Source organism: Paraburkholderia caffeinitolerans, from assembly GCF_902859945.1.
Taxonomy (GTDB): domain Bacteria; phylum Pseudomonadota; class Gammaproteobacteria; order Burkholderiales; family Burkholderiaceae; genus Paraburkholderia; species Paraburkholderia caffeinitolerans.
Genome location: NZ_CADIKL010000001.1, coordinates 184,736 through 206,332, shown reverse-complemented (window position 1 = coordinate 206,332; position 21,597 = coordinate 184,736). Strand labels below are relative to the sequence as shown.

Genomic DNA, 21,597 nt, shown 5'->3' with positions numbered 1-21,597 from the left:
TTCAACTCCCGATCACACCGTCTTGTGGATCGCCGTAACTCGAATAGCCGTAGGCCGCATATTCGCTGCCGTACTTGCCGGGCCGCGAAGTCATGTCGTTGAAGATCACGCCGCGGATCGGCACGCCGATCTGCTCGAAGCGGCGCACCGACTCGCGCAGCTCCGAAACGCTCGTGACGCCGTAGCGCGCGATCAGGAACACCGTGCCCGCGAGATTGGCCACGATGCCCGAATCGGCCACCGGCAAGATCGGCGGCGCGTCGATCAGCACGACGTCGTAAATGCCGTCCGCCCACTGCGTGAAGCGCTGGAAGCTGCGGCTCCTGAGCAGCTCGCTCGCGTTCGTCACGTAGCCGCCGTTGGCAACGAAATCGACGCCGGGCATGACCTGCTGATGCACGATCCGGTCGTACCCGCCGTCCTGCTCGACGATGTCGGTGATGCCGGGGCTCGCCGGCACGCCCACGTGCCGGTTCAGCGAGCCGCGCCGCAAATCGGCATCCACCAGCAGCACGCGCTTGCCCGAGGAACCGAGCAGCGCCGCGAGGTTCACCGAGACGAACGACTTGCCCACCACCGGCGTAGGCCCGGCGAGCAGCACGATGTGATTGGACGCCTCCTCGAGCGCGAATTCGAGCGCGCTGCGGAAACTGCGCAGGCTCTCGACGGCCGCGTCGAACGACGCCGTGCGCGCGAGCACGGTGGTCGTGCCCAGCATGCTCGACGGCAGGCGCCGTGTGAGCACGTGCTGCACGCGGCTGCGCGGCACCGCCGCGTAGACCGTGAGACCGGTGCCCACTTCGATGTCGTCGACCACGGCGATGCCGCTATTGAGCTTGCGCTTGAGCAGCGCGAACGCCACGCTCATGAACAGGCCCGTGAGCAGCGCAGCCACGACGATGAACACGCGCTTGGGCCGCACCGGGCTTTCGGGTACCGCGGCGCTGTCGATCAGGCGCACGTTCGAGACCTTGCCGGCCTTGAGCAGGCGCAGTTGCTCCTTGTTGTTCAGCAGGTTCGTGTAGATGTTGGTGTCCACCGTCACCTCGCGCTGCAGCCGCAGCACGCCCTGTTCGAGCGGCGGCAGCGCGCGCGTTTGCGTGGCGAGCAGCGCGAGCGACTTCTGCGCCTCGTCGAGCTGGCCGTCGATGGCGATCACGGCCGGGTTGTCCGAGGTGAAGCGCGCGAGCAATTGCGCGCGTTGCTGGCGCAAGTCCGCGATGCGCGCCTGCGCCTGCACGGAACTCTGCAGCAGCGCCGTGGCTTCCGCCCCCAGGTCCACGGCGCCATGCGCCGAGCGGAACGCGTTGAACTCGCTCTCGGCCTTTTCGAGCTGCGCCTTCAGTTCGGGCAACTGCTTGTCGAGGAAGGCGATCTGCTTCTCGGCCTCCTCCTGGGTGTGCTGCACGTTCTGGCGCACGTACTCGTTGCCGATCGCGTTGAGGATCGCGGCCGTCTTGACCGGATCCCCGCCTTCGAGCGCCACGCCGATCACGCCGGACTCCTTGCCTTTCTCGGAGACCAGCAGCCCGCTCTGCAGCCGCTGGATCGCCGCGAGCTCGGAGGTGCGCACGAGCTGGAAGGTCACGCCGGGGCGCGCGTCGATCGACTTCACGAGCAGATCGATCGCGCCGCCTGGCACCACGGCGTGCAGCGGCACGCCCACCCTGCCCGCCATTTGCACGCCGTCGTGGGCGAGCGTGTAAGCGCCGCCCGCCTGCGCGGTGATCACGAAACGCACCCCATGCAGCCGGTCGGGCACGTCGAACTGCGCGACCTCGATCGCCTCGTTGCCCCACGCGTAACTGCCCCATCGCGAGAGGCCCGGCAGGTGCACGTGGTGCGCCATCCATTGGCCGATCACCGGGAAATAGTGCGGCGTCACGTCGAGATAAAGCTGCGTCGCATCCACGGCGCGCGAGACGACCATGCGCGAGCGCAGTACCTCGATCTCAGCCGAGGCCGCGGTCTTCACCGCGAACATCGACGACAGATCGGCCAGCGCGCTCTTGGCGGAATTCTGGTTCTCCTCGACCTGGACGAGCATATCGGCCTGATAGACGGGCTGCGCGAGCAGCGCGTAGGTGCCGCCGATGAGCGTAAAGAGCGCCGTGACGATGACGATCATCTTGCGGCTTTGGTAGAGGGTATCGAGCACGCCGCTGATATGGCCGCCCTCGGGCGGCGCCGGCAGTCCTTGTTCGATAGGCCCTTCGAGCAGGTAGTCACGCTGGTTCATTTGTTCTCTCCATCGGCGCGCCCGCGCTCGTATCGGCAAGCGGGCGGCGCACTATGTCTTGAGCGGCTCAAAAGCCCACCGCGCGGCCTGCTGCGGCCGCCTGGGTGGCCGGCAGGATCAGGTTGATGACGCGGCTCCACTTCACGAGCGCGGACGCGTCGACGAAGACGACATCGTTGGGCTTGAGCTCGAACGAGTCGGCCGTCGCCATCGCGGAAGCCGACGACGCGTCGAGGTGGTAGACCTTGGGCTTGGCGGCGTCGTGTCCGCGCACCACGTACACCTGCGAGGCGTCGCCCGAGCTTTGGCTGATGCCGCCCGCGTCGCCGAGCGCCTGATTCAGCGACATGTGGCCGTTGTTGAACATCACGCCGCCGGGACGCTGCACCTCGCCGATCACGAAGACCTTGGTGTCCGCCTGCGCGTACACCCGCACGAGGTCGCCGTCGCGCAGGATGATGCGGTCGGGGTTCACGCCCTTGCGAATCATCTCGGGCATGTCCACCACCACGGTGTCGTCGCCGCGCGTGACCGCCACGCGCGAGCGGTCCGACTTGTCGGTGAAGCCGCCCGCGCGGTTGATCGCCTCGGGCAGCGTCATCGGCATGTCGTTGAGCACCTGCACGCCCGGCGTCTTCACTTCGCCGTCGAGATAGACGCGCTTGCTGCGGTAGGTCTGGATGCGCACCGTGACCTGGGGCTGGCGCACGTATTTCGCGAGCTTCGCCGCGAGCGCGTCGCGCACGCCCATCTCCGTGAGCCCCTGGACCTTGAGCGGGCCAATGTAGGCATACTGAATGAAGCCGCTGGTGTCGACGGTGTAGCCCTGGGAGACCGAGTTCGCGCCCGAAGAGTCGCTGCCGCCGCCCGTGGCCACCCCCGGCATGTTGAGCTCGGGGTGATCCCAGACCACGATGCTCAGGATGTCGCCCGGCCCGACTTCGTACGGCGTGGGCTTGGCGTACAGCGCCTGCACGCCGGTGGGCACGCCCGTGGGACGCTCGGCGAGCTCCTTATTGACGAGTTCGCGCGTGATCTCGATGAGCGAGCCCGCGGGCGCGCCGTCCGCGCCCGCTTTCGCGAGCGCGCTGGTCGCGACGTTGGTGCCGCTCGGCATGGCGGAATGAGTTGTCGCGAGCGAGTCGCCGCCCGAGTCCGCCGGCATGCCGCTATAGCTCATGCCCGGCGAAAACATGCAGCCGGCCAGCGACGCGGCCAAGGCCGCCGTCGTCAGTCCCGCAGTCAGCCGCGAGGTCAGTCCCGCAGTCACCCCCTCTGCGAACCGCCTGGCCAAGCGCTGCCAGCACGCGAGCGCGCCGCGCGCATCCACCCGCCTTGTCCTGCCAACCTTGCTCAGTCCCATCGTCCTACCCCCAATCTTGCGTGTGGCCGTCCCATGGCGTCGTCTGCGCGATGAATCCCGGCCTGCGAACTTCAGTCCTCACCCCTCAACCAGTTCCTCCCTGATTGCCTTGCTGCCGTTTTTTTGTTCTTGGGTGCTGCTCGCCTGCTGCCATTCATCACATCAACTCATCACATCAACTCATCACATCTTCAATACGCACCCGTGCCTCGAATCACCACGAAGAAAGTCTTGAAAAGAATCTCGATGTCCCGATGCAGCGACCAGTTCTGCACGTAGTTCACGTCGAGCGAAACGCGCGTCGCGTAATCGGTCTCGCAGCGCCCGCTCACCTGCCAGAGCCCCGTGATGCCGGGCGTCGCCATCAAGTAGTACTTGCTGTTCGCGCCGTAGCGCTCCAGTTCCTGGTCGATGATGGGCCGCGGACCGACGAGGCTCATCTCGCCGCGCACCACGTTCCACAGTTGCGGCAGTTCGTCGAGACTGGAACGCCGCAGGAAGTGGCCGATGCGCGTCACGCGCACGTCGTGCTTGAGCTTGAACTCGCGCTCCCACTCGGCGCGCGCCTCGGGGTCGGTGTCGAGCAACTGCTTGAGCACCTCCGCCGAATTCACCACCATCGAGCGAAACTTCAGACAACGAAACTTCTTGCCATTGCGCCCGACGCGCGTATGGCCGTACAACGCGGGGCCGCCATCGCTCTTCACGATCAGCGCCAGCACGACGAGCACGGGCAGCAGCATCACAATCAGCATGGAGCCGACCACGATGTCGAAAACACGCTTCACCGCGTGCTTCACCTTGTCCGTGCGCGACGGCGCATCGAGGGGCTTGAATGCGGGCTTGAATGCGGGCTTAACCGCGGGCCTGTCGACTGGAATGGCGACCGCACTCATTACCGGCTTGAACGGCTCCAGCGGCGCGGGCATCGCGTGATCGCGCCGCAGCCATGCCCCCGCGTGGCGCGCCGCGCCGAATCCGCTGACGAAAAGCATGTGCGAGGCGAGCAGCGAAATGCCCGTGGTCATCGTCCAGTAGATGAACCACGGCATCGAAATCAGATGATCGCGATGCAGGCCATAGAGCAGCGCGAGCGCGCACAGCTGCACCGCGAGCCATGCGAACGCCGTGCGGCTCGCCACGCTCATGACCGAGCGGCTGCCGCGCGACGGGTAGGTGCCGCATGCGGGAAACACGGACAACGCCAGCGCCGCCACGAAGGCGACGAGCGTGGGATCGAGACGATGCGCCGAGCCCGCCACCGGGCCCAAGTCCGGGAGATTCAGATTCAGATGCAGGGCTCCCATGGCCCCCAGCACGATAAGCGCGATATCGATCGCGCGATGGACTAGCGCAGACATATCCCTACCCCAAAACGTAGCGTGTACGGTGAACGTTCGCCCCCAGGCTATGCGTTGCTGTCGCGTCGTTCGCCTCATTCACGACACGCAGCACGCTGTTGTTCCGGATCCCGGCACCGCTCCTCAGTCGATGTCCAAGTCCACATCGACACGGTACGGGCTGCGCGGCACGGATTCCGTGCGCAACCCCACCAACGGTTTGTGATCGTTATGAAAGGAGGCGTTGTGCTCGACGCGCGAGCGCGCGTGGCAACTGCCGCACGCATCGATTGCGTGCGCAACCGCACGGAACGCGGCGCGATTCACTGATCGGAGGAATGCGCGTGACGTTGCGGATTCACGCCGCGCGGATGCGGCGCGCTAATTGGTGTACAGATTGGTGCGCTGGATTGCCCATCGCGCGATATGCCCTCATCGCACCTCGGCGACACCCGCATAACGCCCGCCGAAAAACACCAGCGGCGCGCGCTCGTCGAGTGAGAACGCCATCACCTCGCCGACAAACAACGTGTGATCGCCGCACGCATGGCGATCGGCCATGCGCAGCCCGAAACGCGCGACCGCGCTGTCGAGCAGTGCGACGCCGTCGAGGCCATCGACCTCGGTGAAGCGCGGCGCGAGCCAGCTTTGCGGCTCGCCCGCGAAATGGCGGCTGTGCGGCTCCTGCTCGTCGGAGAGCACGCTCACGCCGAAATGCTCGGCGTTCATGAGCCGCTCGTGCATGCGCGCGCGCTGCCCCACCGACACGACGATCAGTGGCGGACGCAGCGACCCCGACATGAACGCGTTGGCGGTCATGGCATGGAGCGTGTCGCCGCTGCCCGTCGAGATCACCACCACGCCAGTCGCGAAGCGGCCGAGCGCGGTGCGCAGACGCCGCTCGTCAAAGCGGGGCGGCTCCGCGCTGGCCGCACGCCCCACCGCTTCGTTTATCGCGAGTCCGTGTGCGCTCATGTCCGGTCTCCGTGATGGGGGCGCGCCGCGCCGGTATTGCACAGCGTGCACAGCGCCCCGCTACTTCACCCATGCCGCGTCAAGCCGCCTTGCGCGCGATGAAATGCAGCCACCACGCGTCGCTCGTCTGCTGCTCAGGGCCAATCAAATCGCCTTCGCAGCTGCCATAGACCGCCTCCACCTCGAAACCCAGCGCTTCGAGTTGGCGGCGCTGCTCGGGCAGCGTGGTGTAGACGATCACAATGCCGAAGTAGTGCGCGGCCGCCGTGCGGATCGAATAGCCTTCGTAATCGCGATGCAGGCGCGCATTGCGCCGGTAATTCCAGATCCCGAGCGGCAACAGGCGCGCGGCGCGCAGCACGCGCCAGCCATAGCGCAGCGGGTTCACCGAGAAGCGCGGCAGCAACTGCCGCGGGCTCTCGTCGAAGCCGGGGCCGCCGCGGTTGTGCGTTGAAAACAGCACGAGTCCGCCGGGGCGTGTCACGCGATGCATCTCGCGCAGAATGCGCACGCGGTCCTCGTAATCCACGCAGTCGATGCCGTTCCAGCTGAACGCCGTCAACGCATAGTGGTCGCTCGGCAGCGCCGCCATGTCGCGCGCATCCATATGGCGCAGGTCCACGCCGGGAAAGCGCGTGCGCGACTGCTCGAGCAAAGCTGCCGTGTAATCGATGCCCGTATAGTCAGACGACATCTGCATCATCATCGGCACCGTGCGGCCCGCGCCGATGCCAATGTCGAGCAGCGGCTGACCGTGGCATTCGCGGGCGATGCGTGTAAAGGCAGCCTGTTCGCCCGCGTCCGTCCACACCTTCTCGCGCGTGAACTCGCGAAACGCGTCGCGCGTCGTCCACGCGCGCTGATTGATCTGATCAAGCGGAAGCTGCATGTCCATTACGCCCCTCCAATGAGGATCGATTTCCTGTGCCGCGCATCGGCCGGGCCATGCGCCCGCGATCACGGATGAACTACCGGTATGTCGAATAACGCGGCGGCGTGTAACCTGTTTGGAGCGGTACGCCTCGTGCGCGCATCGCTCGCCGGGCGGACCTGCAGCGCGGCGCAACGGCGCTCGCGGCCCGTCGGTGCGGGCATGGCGCTCATTAGAGCAAACGGCCTTGCGTGCATCTGTACGGGCGCGCACACACTTTCCGGCAGTTCTGGGCGCAATCTGCGGGTCGTCGGCGGGCGGCAAGCCGCGGCGCGCATCAAAACGCTTCACCTGGCTGCGCGAAACGCGCTTGAGTGCGCTGCCGCACCGACGCCACCACCCGGCAGTCCGTTAAATACCGGCAATTGCCGCGCGCATCACCGCGCGGTCCTGGACCGTCGAAACCCGCGCCTGCATCGAAGCGCCATTCACACGAGGGGGCACCTTTGCCATGAAAACCGCACTGCGACGCATTCTTTCCGAATCGGCCCGTCTCGATGTGCCAGCCGACACGCTGGCCGACGACGCCGATCTCTACGCCGCCGGCCTTTCTTCACTCGCGACCGTTCATCTGATGCTCGCCGTCGAAGACGAGTTCGGCATCGAGATTCCCGACCGCATGCTCACGCGGCGCCTGTTCTCGAGCATCGACTCGCTCGCCGCCGCGGTCACCGAACTGCAGCAGGCAAAGGCGGCAGCATGAACGCCCCGCACATCGATGCCGCCGTGGAGCCCGAACGGCAGGCGCTAGCCGAGGCGGAAAACGCGGCCGGCACGTGGCGCGAAGCCGCGCAACGCGCGGCGCAAGTCGCCGCGCGCCACGCCGATCACGTGGACCGCGAAGCGCGCTTTCCGGTCGAAGCCTTCGATGCGCTCAAGTCCGAGCGCCTGCTCTCGGCGATGGTGCCCGCGAGTTTTGGCGGCGCGGGACTTTCGCTCGCCGAGGTCGCGCAAGTGTGCGAGACGCTCGCGCACGGCTGCGCGTCCACCGCGATGATCTACGCGATGCACCAGATCCAGGTGGCCTGCATCATGGAGCACGGCGCACACGCACCGTGGCATCAACAAGTGCTCGCGCAGCTCGTCGAACAGCAATTGCTGCTCGCTTCGGCCACGTCGGAAGAAAACATCGGCGGCAGCATGCGCACGAGCGCCTGCGCTGTCGATGTGATCGACGGGCGCTTCAGCATCGAGAAGATGGCGCCCACCATCTCGTACGGCGCGCACGCGGACGGCATTCTCGTCACCGCGCGGCGCACCGCCGAATCGCCCGCCTCCGACCAGGTGCTGATCGTGACGCTCTTGGGCGACCTCGAACTCGAAAAGCGCGGCACGTGGGACTCGATGGGCATGCGCGGCACCTGTAGCGAGGGTTTCCGCCTGCTCGCGCAAGGCCACGCGGAGCAGATCCTGCCCACGCCCTTCGCCGAGATTTCCGACCGCACCATGCTGCCCGTCTCGCACACGCTGTGGGCCTCGGTATGGACCGGCATCGCCGCCGACGCCGTCAATCGCGCGCAAGCGTTCTTCCGCGCCCAGGCGCGCGCGAAGCCCGGTTCGGTGCCGCCGGCGGGTATGCGCCTCGCCGAAGCGGTGGGCCTGCTGCAGATGATGCAGGCGCGCCTCTCGGTGGCGCTCGACGCCGCGCAGGCCGAGCACGACGCGCGCGAAGCCCGCGAGGCGAGCAATGACGCGGACGCGCCACTTTCGGCACAGCTCCACTACGCGTCGGACATGAACACGCTGAAAACGAGCATCTCCTCGACGGCGCTGCTAGTCGTGCAGGAAGTGCTGATGATCTGCGGCATGGCCGGCTACAAGAACGGCACTGAATACAGCGTGGGCCGTCATCTGCGCGACCTGCACTCGGCGCCGCTCATGATCAACAACGACCGCATCGCGCAGAACACCGCGAGCCTGCTGCTCGCTCAGCGTCCGGCAAGCCCGGGGAGAGCCTGACATGAACACGATGACCGAAACGGCGGCGCTGCAAGCCGGCGCCGATGGCGCGCCTGTGGAACCGGCAACGCCGAGCTTCCGGGACGAACTGATCGCGAGCGGCCTGCTCATCGACACCGGCGAGAACGGCCTCTATGGCCGCAGCCAGGTGTTCGAAGACGTGGTGGACCGCCTGAATGCGGCCATTACGCATCTGGGGGCCGATCAGGATCCCGAAGTACTGCGCTTTCCGCCCGCGTTGCGGCGCACAGACTTCGAGGATAGCGAGTATCTGAAGAACTTCCCGCAGCTCGCCGGCACGATCCACTCGTTCTGCGGCAACGACGCGGGACAGATGCGCCTCCTGCGCTGCCTCGACGACGCCATGAAGCAAAGCGACGACGACCGCGATCCCGCCTGGATGGAGCAGCAAAAGCCCACGCGCCTCGTGCTCACGCCGGCGGCCTGCTATCCGATCTATCCGGTGGTGGCGCGGCGCGGCCCGCTGCCCGCGGGCGGCAGCACCATCGACGTGCTCTCGTACTGTTTCCGCCACGAGCCCTCGCTCGATCCCGCGCGCATGCAGATGTTCCGCCAGCGCGAATACGTGCGCCTCGGCAACGCGGAACAGGTCATGGCGTTCCGCCAGATGTGGATTGATCGCGGCTCGCTGCTGGTATCGCTGCTCGGCCTGCCGGTGGATGTGGATCTCGCCAACGACCCGTTCTTCGGGCGCGGCGGCAAGATCGTCGCGGACAGCCAGCGCGCCCAGGAGCTCAAGTTCGAGCTGCTGATTCCGGTGGCGAACGCGGACAGCAAAACAGCCTGCCTCTCGTTCAATTACCACATGGATCACTTCGGCGGCATCTGGAAGATCAAGTGCGACGACGGCTCCACCGCGCACACGGCCTGCGTGGGCTTCGGCATGGAGCGCATCACGCTCGCGCTGCTCAAGCATCACGGCCTCGACGTGAACGCCTGGCCCGACGAAGTGCGCGCGCTGCTGTGGGGCGACACCCGGGCGCGCATCGAGCACGGTCTCAAGGAGTCGGGCGCATGAACGCGCCAATCGTGCCAGAAGCCGCGCAGGCGCACGCCGCGTCGCGCGAGCACGTCCCACACGCGCTGCACCAGGGCGAGCGCGTGTGGGTGGAGACCAACTGCTACGTCGACTTGTGGATCGAACTCCTGCACGGCATGGGATTCGATCCGCGCCCTGCGCTCGCCTTCACGGTGACGCAGGATTTCGAAGGCGACCAGTTCACGTTCTTCAAATTCCCGCTCGAAGACATCGAGCACCTGTACGGCACCCAGGTCACCGAGCTCGCGATCTACGACTCGCTCGAAGACCGCGTGCTCGCGCAGACGCAGCGCGGCCACACCGTGCTCGTCGAAGTGGACGGTTTCTATCTGCCGAACACGCGCGCGACCTCGTACCGGCGCGAGCATCCGAAGACCACGGTGGGCATCGACTTCATCGACCCGGCCACGCGGCGTCTGGGCTACTTCCACAACACGGGTTATCACCGGCTCGACGGCGAAGACTACGACGGCGTATTCCGCAAGCTGCCGCAGTTCGAGGGACAAGCGGACCTGCTGTTTCCGTATGTGGAATTCGCCAAGCGCGTGCGCGCGCCGCTCGAAGGCGAGGCACTTGCGCAAGGTTCGGCGCACTTGCTGCGCGGGCATCTCGCGCGGCGGCCACGGCGCAATCCGGTGACCGAATGGCGCGCGGCGTTTCCGGCGCAGCTCGACATGCTGCTCGAACGCGGCGAGCGTTTCTTTCATCCGTACTCGTTCAACCTGATGCGTCAGTTGGGCGCGAACTTCGAATTTCTCTCGAAGTATCTGCTGTGGCTGAACGCGCAGGGCGTGGCGGTTCCGGAAACGATCGCGGCATCGGCGCAAAAAGTGGCCTCGGAAGCCATGGTGATGCAGTTCCGGCTCGTGCGCGCGATGGCGCGCAATCGCCGCGACACCTGCGACGACTGCTTCGACGTGCTCGAAGCGGGCTACGAAAACACGCTCGAACCGCTTGCCGCGCTGATGGCTTGAAGTGACGGCAAAAAGCGGGAACAAGGGCGACAGAAGCCCGGGGGAAACGCGTGCGTAATCTGCCGAACGATATCGACGAACCAGGCGCGAGCGGGCCGAATCAAGGCGCGCTCGCGCCGCGTTGCGCCGATGCGCCTGCGCACGACGACCTCTGGCCGACACCGCTGAACACGGGATGGCGATGCGTCTCTACGCCGCCTGGCGCGTGCGCATCGCCCGCCGCGCTCGATGCGGCCACGCGCGCCGAAGACTGGCTCGACGCCGCGGTGCCGGGCACGATCGCCTCGGCGCTGCGCGCGGCGGGCAAGCTCGATGCGGCACACCCCGCCCCCTACTCCGCGCGCGATCACTGGTATCGGCTCACGCTCACGGGCCACGGCATGCGCCGTTTGCGCCTGCACGGCCTCGCCTCGATCGCCGAGGTCTGGCTCGACGAGCGCCTGCTGCTCACCTCCGACTCGATGTTCGTCGCGCACGACGTGGAATTCGAACTGCGCGGCACGGCCACGCTCGCGCTGTGCTTTCGCACGCTCGACGCCGCGCTCGCCGCGCGGCGCACGCGTGCGCGCTGGCGTCCGCGCCTCGTCACGCCCGCCACGTTGCGCAACGTGCGCACGACGCTGCTCGGGCGCATGCCGGGCTGGTGCCCCTCGCTGCCGGCCGTGGGCCCATGGCGGCCCATCGAACTGCTCGCCGATGCGCCCGACGCGCTGCACAGCGTCGACCTTTCGACATCGATGCAAGGCGACGACGGCATCGTGCAGGTCGCCGTGCGCTTCGTGCACGCTCACGACGACGCGCCCGCCGCGAAGCTCCATTGCGCACAGGCCCAAGCCGCGCTCGCCTGGCGCGACGCGCACACGCTGAGCGGTACGCTGCGCGTGCCTGGCGCCGAACGCTGGTGGCCGCATACGCACGGCGCGCCCACCCGCCACGCGATCACGCTGCAATTGACGCGAGACGCAGTGCTTCATGACATCGGGCTGGGCGAAGTGGGCTTTCGCACCATCGAAGTGGAACGTGGCCCCGATGACGCGGGCTTCGCGCTGCGCATCAACGGCGTGCCGGTGTTCTGCCGCGGCGCGTGCTGGACCAGCGCCGACCTCGCAACGCTCACGGGCACGCAGGAACAGCTCGAACACACCTTCGCGCTCGTGCGCGAGGCGGGCATGAACATGATCCGCGTGGGCGGCACGATGGTCTACGAATCGGACGCGTTCTACCGGCTCGCGGACACGCACGGCATCCTCGTCTGGCAAGACTTCGCGTTCGCCAATTTCGACTACCCGACCGACGCGGCCTTCACGACCGCCGTCGAGACCGAGGCCACGCAGTTTCTCGCGCGTACGCGCCGCTTCGCTGCGCTTGCCGTGCTCTGCGGCGGCAGCGAGGCCGACCAGCAAGGCGCGATGTTCGGCCTGCCGCCCGAGATGCGCGAGCAGGCGCTGTTCACGCAGCAACTGCCCGCCATCGTCGCGCGCGAGCGGCCCGACGTGCCCTATGTGAGCAACTCGCCCTCGGGCGGCACCTGGCCGTTCTCGACGCGCACGGGCGTCACGCACTACTACGGCGTGAGCGCCTATCAGCGCCCGCTCGACGACGTGCGCCGCTCGCAAGTGCGATTTGCTTCGGAGTGCCTTGCATTCGCGAACGTGCCCGACGACGCCACCCTGCACGACGCGCTCGGCACGATCCACGCGCATGACCCGCGCTGGAAGGCGGCCGTGCCGCGCGACCCCGGCTCGGGCTGGGATTTCGACGACGTGCGCGACCACTACGTGCGCGCGCTCTTTGGCATCGAGCCCTCGCAGGTGCGCTACGAAGACCCGCAACGCTATCTGGACCTCTCGCGCGCCGTGGTGGCCGAGTTGATGATCGACGTGTTCGCCGAATGGCGCCGCGCCGGCTCATCGTGCGGCGGCGGGCTCGTGTGGCAATTGCAGGACCTGCGCGCGGGCGCGGGCTGGGGGACGATCGACGCGCTCGGCCGGCCCAAGAGCGCGTGGCATGGGCTCGCGCAGGTACTCCAGCCGGTGCAGGCCGTGATTACCGACGAGGGGCTCAACGGCCTCGACATCCACCTCGTCAACGACGGTGCGCACGCGCTCGCGCCGCAGTTGGAACTCGTCTGCCTGCGCGACGGCGCGGTGACAGTCGCGCGGGGCTCGCGCACGGTCGAACTCGCACCGCGCAGCGTGCAGCGCGTGAGCGCCGCCGATTTGCTCGGACGCTTCTTCGACCTCACGCACGCGTACCGTTTCGGGCCGCGCGCGCACGACGTGACGATCGCCACGCTGCGCGACCCGGCGAGCGGCGCGATTGTTTCGGAAGCGTTTCATTTGCCCGAGCGGCGCGCGCATGAGCGGCACGACCTGGGCATCGCCGTAACGCCGCAACGCATCGAAAGCGGCTGGCAGCTCGTGATCGAAGCGCAACGCTTCGCGCGCTGCGTGCATATTGCCGACGCGCATTACCGCGCGCGGCGCGACTGGTTTCATCTGCCGCCGAACCGGCCTGTTGCGATCGATCTGGTGCCGCTCGAAGCAGGCGCACCTGATGTTGCGCCCGATGGCGAGGTTCGCGCGATCAACGCAACGGCGCCCGTGTTTTATCGCTGACGCCGAACCTAGTCCACTCGGAGGAAGTCAGCACGCAGCCTGCCGGTCTATGTTCTTGCCATCCCCTTTAGCCGATGGACGCGGACATGAGCGATAGCGCGCTGCAAATCAGCAACCTGCTGTACCGATACGCCGAATGCATGGACAGCGGCGACTGGGATGGCGCGGCCGCGCTGTTCCAGCACGCGCGCCTGAAGATACGCGACGAAAGCGATCTGCTTGGCGCGCAAGACTTCCTGCGGCTGTTGCATGGCCTCGTTAAGCGCTATCCCTGCGGCACGCCACGGACCAAACACATCGTCACCAATCCGATCATCGAAATAGACGAGCAGGCGCACCGCGCAACGGCCCGCTCGTACTACACGGTCTTGCAGGCGACCGATGGCTTTGCGCTGCAGCCCATTGCGGCCGGGCGTTATCGTGACGAGTTCGAGCGCGTCGAAGGCGTGTGGCGCTTTTCGTTTCGCGACTACTCGCTGATGGACATGACGGGCGACTTGAGCCATCACCTGAACGCAACGGTTGCATAGCAGGCCGCGCACGGACGAGCGAATTCAAGCCGCCGCGCCCGATACCGCGCCCCCCGCTGCGGCAAGCGCGGCGCCATCGCTCACGCCCGCGGCGGCGTGCGCGCTTTCGCGCATCAACTCCGCACGCAGCCACCCTTCGACATCGTCCATCACGGCATTGCGCGACTCGCGCGTGAATAGCGCGTGGTCGAGACGCGGCAGTGTCATCGCGCGCACGTTCGCCACGGCGCGCAACGCGGCGAACGACGCACCAAGCTGCAAGCGCGCCTCTTCGAGGCCGCTGTCGAATTCGCCGTACACGAGGCGCAACCGCACCTGCTTAGCATCGATGTCACCCAGCAGCGTGCGCGCCTCGTTGGCGGCAACGGGCCGTCCCGTCTTGCGCTCGATCGCATGCGCGAAGGCGAACACCGCGCGACGCAGGATGCGCTTCGCGAGCACGGTGGCGATGCGCAGCGGATTGCTGTCGGTCTGGCCGCGCAGCGCGCGCTTCCACTTGTCGGCGCTGAACGCGGCGTGCAGATAAGTCTTCGACGAGACCACGCGCTGCTCGCCCGGCGAGCGCCCCGCGCCGTCCCACGTAAACTTCTGCAGATTCACGCCATACGCGGCCACCACGTTCGGATGCAGCGCGCACACGTGCAGGCTCACGAATGCGCCGCCGCACACACCGAAGGCTGCCACGCGCGCATGGCCACGCGCGACGAGCCAGTCCGCGCCGCTGGCCGCGTCATCGCGCAGCGCGGTGGAATAGAGCCAGTCGAGCGTCACCTCGGGCGCCGACGGCTGCGCGTCGCCAAGGCCGCCGACGTCCATGCGCAGCGAGGCCACGCCCTGCTCCGCGAGCCGCCGCGCCAGCAGCACCGCAATGCGACCATCGCCGATGTGATGCGCCGCGCCCGTGTTGATGAACAGCACGGCAGGCGCATCGGGCCGGGGGGTGTCGGGTTCGCAGTGAATGCCGAAGCAATGGCCAAAGCGCACGGGCCGCTCGGTCGCGCGGTGGCGCGCGAGCCGCAGATGCGGCTGTGGCTCGACCGGCGCGAGATCCACGAGATTCGCGAGATTCGCGGACTGATCGGCGGCGGCGCGTTGCGCGTCCTCGGCAAGCCAGGCGCTCACGCGCGTGAACGCGTCGACAGGTTCCTCGCTATAGAGCGCTTCCAGCATGAAACGGTCGGATTCCTCAAAACCGCCCTGTTCGACCTGCACACCGTGCTGCGTGTAATGCGCGGCAAGTGTGGCAGCGAGGTTCGTGCCGCTCGAGTCGAGCAGCAGCACGCGCCGCGCGGGCGCGCGCGTGTCGCGCATCAGATCGATGGCCGAGAGCGTGGCGATGTCCTCGCCGTGCAGGCCGAAGCCGAAGGCTTCCACGTAGCCAGCATCGTCGGCGATGGGCGCCGCGCCCATGCCCGCCGACGTGCTCAGCCAACCCTGCCGGTGCGCGCGCAACTCGCGGATATAGCGGCGGCCGGTGACGGGTGGCGCGAGCAGTACCAGCGAGTCCACGCCGGGCGAGTCCACGCCGGGCTCGCTCACACCGAGCATCCGCTCTGCGCTCAACGCCGCGAGCGTGGCCCCCAGGCGCAAGCCCACGAGCGCCACGCGCGTCACACCAGTCCATGCCCGCAGATGCTTCACGGCGGCGGCCACGCTGGCGAGCCATGCCTCCACGCGGCCCGGGTCGTCCTCCATGCCTTCGGCGTCGCCGGTGCCCGGGTAGTCGAAGCGCAGCACCGGCATGCCCGCCGCCGCGAGCCGCTCGGCCAGCTTGCGCCAGCCGCGGTGCGTGCACAGCGCGTCATAGCCAAACGGATTGCACAGCACGACGCCCGTGCTGCCCCCGGCCGGATGCAGCCAGCCGAAAGCGCCTTCAAAAACGACAGGAACCATGGAATGCTTCCTCCCTCAATGGCGTGGCCGGCGGCCCGCTCCCGGGCAAACTCAGCAATGCATGCGGCGCCATGGCATGGCGCGCAATGGAATGATGTAAGGCAAATTTAATTTTTTGCGCCTCGCGGCTCCGTGCGCCGACGCACAAACGCGCATGCATGTCTCGTCCAGAATGAGCGGCACGCGCTTATCGACCGAAGCGCGAGGAGGTGCCTGTACGCGCACGTACGCCTCCGCCTGCAATCCGACCACACCATGACCGACAAGCCCAGTCCCCCGCCGAGAGAAAAGCCGAGCCTCAAGCGCAGCGCCGCGCTGAACTTCGGCGGCAGCGTTCTGCCGATGTTCGTCGCGCTCGTGACAACGCCCATTTATCTCCAGCAAATCGGCGCGGCGCGCTACGGCGTGCTGGCGATCGTCTGGATGGTGCAGGGCTATTTCGGCTTTCTCGATCTGGGGCTGTCCTCGGCCACCTCGAACCGCATCGCGCAACTCTCCGACGCCACGCCCGCCGAACGCGAATCGGTGCTGTGGACCGCGCTGATCCTGAACGCGGCGCTGGGGCTCGCCGGCGGCGTCGCGCTCTTCGCACTCATGCACGCGCTGATCGGCTATTTCGACATGGGGCAGGACCTGCGCGCCGAACTCTTGCCCGCGCTGCCCTGCGTGGCCTGCCTCGTGCCGCTCTCGAATCTCATCAGCGTGTTCAACGGCGCGATGATCGGGCGCGAGCGCTTCGGCACGCTCAACGCGGTGCAGTTGCCGGTCACGCTGATGTATCAGACCATTCCGCTCGTCATGGCGCTGCTGTTCGGGCCGAACCTGCGCTATCTCGTGTACGGCACGCTGGTGGCCGGCGTCACCGCGCTGCTGCTCAACGTCGTCGTCGTGTGGCGCGTGTTTCCGCTGCGCTTCGCGGGCGGCCCGCGCCGCGTCTGGGTCGGCAAGCTGTTCTCGTACGGCGCGTGGATCAGCGTGACGAGCCTCGCGCAGCCGCTGCTCGAAACCGCCGACCGCATGATGATTGGCAACGCGCTCGGGCCCCAGGCGGTCACCTGGTATCAGGTGCCGTTCAATCTAGCCGGGCGCGTGCGGGTCATTCCGATCGTCATCTCGCGCACGCTGTTTCCACGGCTCTCCGCACTCGACGCCGCCGGCGCCGCCGAGTTGTCGGCCAGCGCGATACGCGGACTCGCCGCCGCGCTCACGCCGATGGTCGTGTTCGGCATGTTCCTCATGCATCCGTTCCTGTCGCTGTGGGTGGGCGCGGAGTTCGCCTCTCACGCCATGTCGGTGGGCGAGACGATTCTCGTCGGCATCTGGATCAATTCGCTCGCGAACCTCGTGGGCTGCCATCTGCAGGCAACCGGCCGGCCCGGCATCGTCGCGCGTTTTCAGGTCTACGAAATGGTGCCGTTCTTCGTGCTGCTGTGGTGGGCGCTGCACACCTTCGGCGTGCTCGGCGCGGCGCTCGCGTGGAGCGCGCGCTGCCTGCTCGACGGCGTGCTGCTATTGCGCGCCGCGCACCTGAGCGCACGCCCGGCGCGCATGCTGTTGGTGCCCGCGCTGATCATCGCGGCGGCGTACGTAGCGACACTGCTGTTCGCGCCGCTCACGTGGCCGAGCATCGGCTGCTGGATCGGCATGACCCTCGTGGCGCTGGTGTGGGCCGCGCGTGCCGAGCCGCAAGCGTGCGCGCGCGTGCTGGGCCTGTTCGCGTCGATGCGCAGCCATACGCGGCGCTGGGCGCAAGGCCAGTGAGCATGCGAGGCCTCGCCATGCAAGCAGCGGCCTGCGCGACGCGCTTCATCGTGACGATCGGCTTTGCGCTGGTCATCACGCTATTCACCACGCTGAGCGCGCCGCCGTTCACCGCCGCGCTCGCCGCGCAGCAGACGCGCGCCATCAGCGCCGACGCCCTGCTCGACTCCATCGGCGTGACCATCCACATCAACTTCACGGATGGCGCCTACGCCGACGTGCGCAAGGTCAGCGACGATCTCGCATGGGCCGGCGTGCACCACGTGCGCGAAGGCGCGCCGGCCGAGTCGATTCCGCTGTCGAGCTACCTCTGGCTCGCGCAGCACGGCGCGAAGTTCAACTTCGTGATACTCGGCGATATCGACAACTCGCTGCGCCAGCTCGACCGCTTCGCCGCGCTCGCGCCCGACAGCATCGCCGCCGTGGAAGGCCCCAACGAGATCGACAATTTCCCGATAACCTACAACGGCCTCAAGGGCGACGCCGCCGGCCTCGCCGCGCAACGGGCGATCTACGCGCACGTGCACGGCAGCGCGCAGCTCAAGGGCGTGCCGGTCTACGACATGACCGGCTACGGCATCGCGAAGGTCGACACGCGCGCGAACGCCGCGGACTTCGCCAATCATCACGTCTATCCGCAAAACGGCGATCAACCCGCGTACAACGCCAACGGCGCGCTCTGGCTGCCGTGGGCCATCAACAGCGTGCGCAAGTATCAACTGCCTATCGTGCTCACGGAATTCGGCTATTTTTCGAGCCCGCAGGCGGGCTGGAACAGCCTCGGCGTCGATGAAGCGACCCAGGCGAAAGGCGTGCTCAACGGCCTGTTCGATGCGGCGAGCCTGGGCGTCACGCGCACTTACCTCTACGAACTGCTCGACGAAAAACCCGATCCGCAGCATAAGAACAACGAGATGCACTACGGCCTGTTCCGCTACGACCATACGCCGAAGCCCTCGGCCAGCGCGATCCGCAATCTCACCGCGATCCTGCGCGCGAATGCCACTGAAGGCGCGGCTAATGCGAATTCGCCGAATGCTTCGTCATCCTGCGTATTGAGCGGTATGCCGCAATCGGCGCGCAGTCTGCTGCTCACGCGCAGCGATGGGCGCTACTTCATCGCGCTCTGGAACGAAGCACCGTTCTGGGACCGGGCAACGGGCAAGCCGCTGAACGCGCCGCCCGTGAGTGTGCAAGTCGACTTCGGCGCGAAGGCAGGCCGCGTCGCGCTCTACGATCCGACCGTTTCAGCCACGCCGCTCGCCACGCACGCCGATTTGCAACGGCTCGCGGTGGAGGTGCCCGATCACGTCGTGCTGCTCGAAGTCACGCTCGCGGGCACGCCGGGCGCGTGAGCCACTAATGCTGCAGTTCTAACGCAGCGAAAAAAACGGCCGGTACACGCCTGGGCACGCGGCGTAGAGAAACATGCGCCATTTGAAATCCGCCTTCACGTTCGGCGTGCGCCGCTCGCCTTACAGCCCGGCGAACTGCACCCCGCCCGCGCCGCTCATGGCGAACACGGGCTCCCCATTCACAGCCCGCGCGATCCACGCCTCGGCGCTCGCAAGATCGATACCTTGCGCCGCGAACCACGCGTCGTCGTAATAGGTCGACAGGTAGCGCTCGCCGCTGTCGCACAGCAAGCTCACGATCGAGCCCGACTCGCCGCGCGCCTTCATGCGCTCGGCCAGCCACAGCACGCCGACGAAGTTCGTTCCCGTCGAACCACCCACGCGCTTGCCGAGCCGCCCCGCCAGATAGCGCATGGCCGCGAAGGACAGCGCGTCAGGCACCTTCACCATGGCGTCGATGCAGGTGGGAATAAACGAGCGCTCCACACGCGGGCGGCCGATGCCTTCCACGCGCGAGCCAGTGTCGTGCGTGAGCCCCGCTTCGGGCCGGCCCGCCAGCACGCTGCGGAAATAGTCGAAAAATACGGAATTCTCCGGGTCGGCGCAGAGCACGCGCGTCAGGTGCCGCGTGTAGCGCACGTAGCGCCCGAGCGTGGCGATCGTGCCGCCGGTGCCGCCGCTCGACACGAGCCACGCCGGCACGGGATGTTCCTCGGCCGTCATCTGCCGGAAAATCGATTCGGCGATGTTGTTATTGGCGCGCCAGTCGGTCGCGCGCTCGGCGTAGGTGAACTGGTCCATGTAGTGGCCGCCCAGCGCCTGCGCGATGCGGTGCGACTCGTCGTAGATCTCCGCGGACGTGTTTACAAGATGGCAGCGCCCGCCGTAAAACTCGATCTCCTCGATTTTCTGGCGCGAGGTGCTGGCCGGGATCACCGCGACGAACGGCAGCCCGAGCAGGCGCGCGAAGTAGGCTTCGGAAATCGCGGTCGAGCCGCTCGATGCTTCCACCACGGTGCTCTTCTCGTAGAGCCAGCCGTTGCACAGCGCGTAAAGAAACAGCGAGCGAGCGAGCCGGTGCTTGAGGCTGCCGGTGGGATGGCTCGACTCGTCCTTCAAATAGAAGCGCAGATCGGGGTAGCCCGGCAGGTCGAGCGGCACGAGATGGGTGTCGGCGGAGCGGTTAAAGTCCGCGTCGATCTTGCGGATCGCTTCGCGAACCCAGGCGGAATGGGGCATGGCGGATTCCGGCAAAAGAAGGTCCGGCCATCATGGCACAAGGGTGTGTGCCCGGCACCGAAGCTGCGCGCCGGGTGTCGAAGCTGCATGCCCGCATGACTTCGGCACAAGCCGCGCATCAGGCGCGCCACGCCGCCTTTGTATAATCGTGGATTCCGTCTTCCTGCCCTGCGTTCACCTTTCATGCTTAGTTTCGCACTCGGCTTTCTTGTCTCGCTGCTAGTCACGCTGCTGATCGTGCGTTACGCGCATCTGCATGAAAAATTCTCCGTCGACTCCGACCTCGCGGGCGTGCAGAAATTCCACGCGCGCCCCGTTCCGCGCATCGGCGGCGCCGGCATTCTCGTCGGACTCGTGGTCGCGGCGGTGCAGTTGCATTTCACGTATCCGGCCGTGTCGGGCGGCATCCTCGGCATCGTCGCGTGCGGGCTGCCCGCGTTCGCCTCGGGGCTCGTCGAGGACCTCACCAAGAAAGTCTCGCCGCTCGCGCGCCTCATCTGCACGATGGCCGCCGCCGCGCTCGCGTACTTCCTGCTCGACATCGCGGTCACGCGCATCAGCGTGCCGCCGCTCGACTTCCTGCTCTCGTATGCCGCGATCTCGTGCGTCGTCACCGTGCTGGCCGTGGCGGCGCTCGCCAACGCGATCAACATCATCGACGGCTTCAACGGCCTCGCCTCGATGGTCGCGTTCATGATGTTCGCCTCGCTCGCCTACGTGGCGTTCCAGGTGCACGACGCGGTCGTGCTCTCGGCCTCGTTCATCATGATGGGCGCGGTGCTGGGCTTCTTCATCTGGAACTTCCCGGCAGGCCTGATCTTTCTCGGCGACGGCGGCGCGTACTTCATCGGCTTCATGCTCGGCGAGCTGGCAATCCTGCTCGTGATGCGCAACCGCGACGTCTCGGCGTGGTATCCGGTGCTGCTCTTCATGTACCCGATCTTCGAAACCTGCTTCTCGATCTACCGGAAGAAGTTCGTGCGCGGCATGTCGCCGGGCATTCCCGATGGCGTGCACCTGCACATGCTGGTCTACAAGCGGCTGATGCGTTGGGCCGTCGGCGCGCGCACCGCGCGCGAGCTCACGCGCCGCAACTCGCTCACCTCGCCTTACCTGTGGCTGCTGTGCCTCGTGGCCGTGATTCCGGCCACGCTGTTCTGGCGTCACACGCTGCACCTGTTCTGCTTCGTGGTGGTGTTTGCGCTCACTTACGTCTGGCTCTATGTGAGCATCGTGAGGTTTCGCTCGCCGAAGTGGCTCGTGGTGCGCAAGCATCAGCGGCGGATCTGAGCAAATAGGGACAAATATCGGGGAAACATGTGCTTACGCATGCGTCCACGGATCGCACGTACAATTCCGC

Annotated in this window: 16 protein-coding genes; 9 read left to right on the top strand and 7 right to left on the bottom strand. The window is 66.9% G+C overall.

Translation table 11 applies throughout. The annotated features are described in order from the left end of the window. Position 1: 1 nt before the first annotated feature. The 5 genes from HV773_RS00865 to HV773_RS00845 all read right to left on the bottom strand — a co-directional run bounded on the left by HV773_RS00865 (position 2) and on the right by HV773_RS00845 (position 6,812). Entirely contained in the window at positions 2-2,239 is a 2,238-nt protein-coding gene (locus HV773_RS00865; RefSeq protein WP_175194034.1) for a GNVR domain-containing protein, read from the bottom strand. Between the two features lie 67 nt (positions 2,240-2,306). Next, positions 2,307-3,602 (bottom strand): polysaccharide biosynthesis/export family protein, encoded by a 1,296-nt coding sequence (locus tag HV773_RS00860; RefSeq protein WP_175194032.1) that lies wholly within the window; start codon positions 3,600-3,602, stop codon positions 2,307-2,309. A gap of 191 nt (positions 3,603-3,793) precedes the next feature. Then, positions 3,794-4,963: a sugar transferase gene (locus HV773_RS00855; RefSeq protein WP_175194031.1), complete on the bottom strand. Its 1,170-nt coding sequence runs from the start codon at positions 4,961-4,963 to the stop codon at positions 3,794-3,796. Between the two features lie 411 nt (positions 4,964-5,374). Continuing rightward, complete coding sequence (locus HV773_RS00850; protein ID WP_129561332.1) at positions 5,375-5,917, bottom strand: flavin reductase family protein; 543 nt, start codon at positions 5,915-5,917, stop codon at positions 5,375-5,377. 79 nt (positions 5,918-5,996) lie between these two features. After that, positions 5,997-6,812 carry a class I SAM-dependent methyltransferase gene (locus HV773_RS00845; protein WP_129561331.1) on the bottom strand — a complete coding sequence of 272 codons (816 nt, stop codon included), beginning with the start codon at positions 6,810-6,812 and terminating at the stop codon, positions 5,997-5,999. A 487-nt stretch (positions 6,813-7,299) separates the two neighbouring features. Here HV773_RS00845 and HV773_RS00840 point away from each other — a divergent pair, with 487 nt between their 5' ends. The 6 genes from HV773_RS00840 to HV773_RS00815 all read left to right on the top strand — a co-directional run bounded on the left by HV773_RS00840 (position 7,300) and on the right by HV773_RS00815 (position 13,989). Continuing rightward, on the top strand, positions 7,300-7,551 hold the full coding sequence (locus HV773_RS00840; protein ID WP_129561330.1) for an acyl carrier protein: 252 nt from the start codon (positions 7,300-7,302) through the stop codon (positions 7,549-7,551). Further along, the gene (locus HV773_RS00835) at positions 7,548-8,807 is read left to right on the top strand and encodes an acyl-CoA dehydrogenase family protein (RefSeq protein ID WP_129561329.1); all 1,260 of its coding nucleotides are present in this window, start codon (positions 7,548-7,550) and stop codon (positions 8,805-8,807) included. Before HV773_RS00840 ends, HV773_RS00835 begins: the two co-directional genes overlap by 4 nt. Position 8,808: 1 nt before the next feature. Beyond that, positions 8,809-9,846 (top strand): amino acid--[acyl-carrier-protein] ligase, encoded by a 1,038-nt coding sequence (locus HV773_RS00830; RefSeq protein WP_175194029.1) that lies wholly within the window; start codon positions 8,809-8,811, stop codon positions 9,844-9,846. Beyond that, entirely contained in the window at positions 9,843-10,841 is a 999-nt protein-coding gene (locus HV773_RS00825; RefSeq protein ID WP_129561327.1) for a DUF1839 family protein, read from the top strand. The genes HV773_RS00830 and HV773_RS00825 overlap by 4 nt, the downstream gene beginning before the upstream one ends. A 50-nt stretch (positions 10,842-10,891) precedes the next feature. Continuing rightward, the gene (locus HV773_RS00820; RefSeq protein ID WP_377731416.1) at positions 10,892-13,459 is read left to right on the top strand and encodes a glycosyl hydrolase 2 galactose-binding domain-containing protein; all 2,568 of its coding nucleotides are present in this window, start codon (positions 10,892-10,894) and stop codon (positions 13,457-13,459) included. A gap of 86 nt (positions 13,460-13,545) precedes the next feature. Further along, positions 13,546-13,989: a nuclear transport factor 2 family protein gene (locus tag HV773_RS00815; RefSeq protein WP_175194027.1), complete on the top strand. Its 444-nt coding sequence runs from the start codon at positions 13,546-13,548 to the stop codon at positions 13,987-13,989. Between the two features lie 24 nt (positions 13,990-14,013). On the opposite strand, the gene HV773_RS00810 is transcribed toward HV773_RS00815, so the two are convergent. After that, a complete protein-coding gene (locus HV773_RS00810) occupies positions 14,014-15,882 on the bottom strand; it encodes an alpha/beta hydrolase family protein (protein ID WP_175194025.1) in 1,869 nt (622 codons plus the stop codon). A 255-nt stretch (positions 15,883-16,137) separates the two neighbouring features. Between HV773_RS00810 and HV773_RS00805 the strand changes: the two genes are divergently transcribed. Both HV773_RS00805 and HV773_RS00800 read left to right on the top strand, forming a co-directional pair. Next, positions 16,138-17,643, top strand: coding sequence for a flippase (locus HV773_RS00805; RefSeq protein ID WP_175194023.1), 1,506 nt, complete (start codon positions 16,138-16,140; stop codon positions 17,641-17,643). Between the two features lie 2 nt (positions 17,644-17,645). Then, on the top strand, positions 17,646-18,998 hold the full coding sequence (locus tag HV773_RS00800; protein WP_246282156.1) for a glycoside hydrolase 5 family protein: 1,353 nt from the start codon (positions 17,646-17,648) through the stop codon (positions 18,996-18,998). Between the two features lie 120 nt (positions 18,999-19,118). Here the strand turns inward: HV773_RS00800 and HV773_RS00795 are convergent, their stop codons facing one another. Further along, on the bottom strand, positions 19,119-20,237 hold the full coding sequence (locus HV773_RS00795) for a PLP-dependent cysteine synthase family protein (protein WP_175194021.1): 1,119 nt from the start codon (positions 20,235-20,237) through the stop codon (positions 19,119-19,121). Positions 20,238-20,420: 183 nt separating this feature from the next. On the opposite strand from HV773_RS00795, the gene HV773_RS00790 reads away from it, so the two are divergent. Beyond that, positions 20,421-21,527 carry an MraY family glycosyltransferase gene (locus tag HV773_RS00790; RefSeq protein WP_175194019.1) on the top strand — a complete coding sequence of 369 codons (1,107 nt, stop codon included), beginning with the start codon at positions 20,421-20,423 and terminating at the stop codon, positions 21,525-21,527. Positions 21,528-21,597: the final 70 nt, after the last annotated feature.

Coding starts and splice junctions, on each gene's coding strand:
- HV773_RS00865 (WP_175194034.1), bottom strand. CDS start 2,239: ATGAACCAGCGTGACTACCTGCTCGAAGGGCCTATCGAACAAGGACTG.
- HV773_RS00860 (WP_175194032.1), bottom strand. CDS start 3,602: ATGGGACTGAGCAAGGTTGGCAGGACAAGGCGGGTGGATGCGCGCGGC.
- HV773_RS00855 (WP_175194031.1), bottom strand. CDS start 4,963: ATGTCTGCGCTAGTCCATCGCGCGATCGATATCGCGCTTATCGTGCTG.
- HV773_RS00850 (WP_129561332.1), bottom strand. CDS start 5,917: ATGAGCGCACACGGACTCGCGATAAACGAAGCGGTGGGGCGTGCGGCC.
- HV773_RS00845 (WP_129561331.1), bottom strand. CDS start 6,812: ATGGACATGCAGCTTCCGCTTGATCAGATCAATCAGCGCGCGTGGACG.
- HV773_RS00840 (WP_129561330.1), top strand. CDS start 7,300: ATGAAAACCGCACTGCGACGCATTCTTTCCGAATCGGCCCGTCTCGAT.
- HV773_RS00835 (WP_129561329.1), top strand. CDS start 7,548: ATGAACGCCCCGCACATCGATGCCGCCGTGGAGCCCGAACGGCAGGCG.
- HV773_RS00830 (WP_175194029.1), top strand. CDS start 8,809: ATGAACACGATGACCGAAACGGCGGCGCTGCAAGCCGGCGCCGATGGC.
- HV773_RS00825 (WP_129561327.1), top strand. CDS start 9,843: ATGAACGCGCCAATCGTGCCAGAAGCCGCGCAGGCGCACGCCGCGTCG.
- HV773_RS00815 (WP_175194027.1), top strand. CDS start 13,546: ATGAGCGATAGCGCGCTGCAAATCAGCAACCTGCTGTACCGATACGCC.
- HV773_RS00810 (WP_175194025.1), bottom strand. CDS start 15,882: ATGGTTCCTGTCGTTTTTGAAGGCGCTTTCGGCTGGCTGCATCCGGCC.
- HV773_RS00805 (WP_175194023.1), top strand. CDS start 16,138: ATGACCGACAAGCCCAGTCCCCCGCCGAGAGAAAAGCCGAGCCTCAAG.
- HV773_RS00800 (WP_246282156.1), top strand. CDS start 17,646: ATGCGAGGCCTCGCCATGCAAGCAGCGGCCTGCGCGACGCGCTTCATC.
- HV773_RS00795 (WP_175194021.1), bottom strand. CDS start 20,237: ATGCCCCATTCCGCCTGGGTTCGCGAAGCGATCCGCAAGATCGACGCG.
- HV773_RS00790 (WP_175194019.1), top strand. CDS start 20,421: ATGCTTAGTTTCGCACTCGGCTTTCTTGTCTCGCTGCTAGTCACGCTG.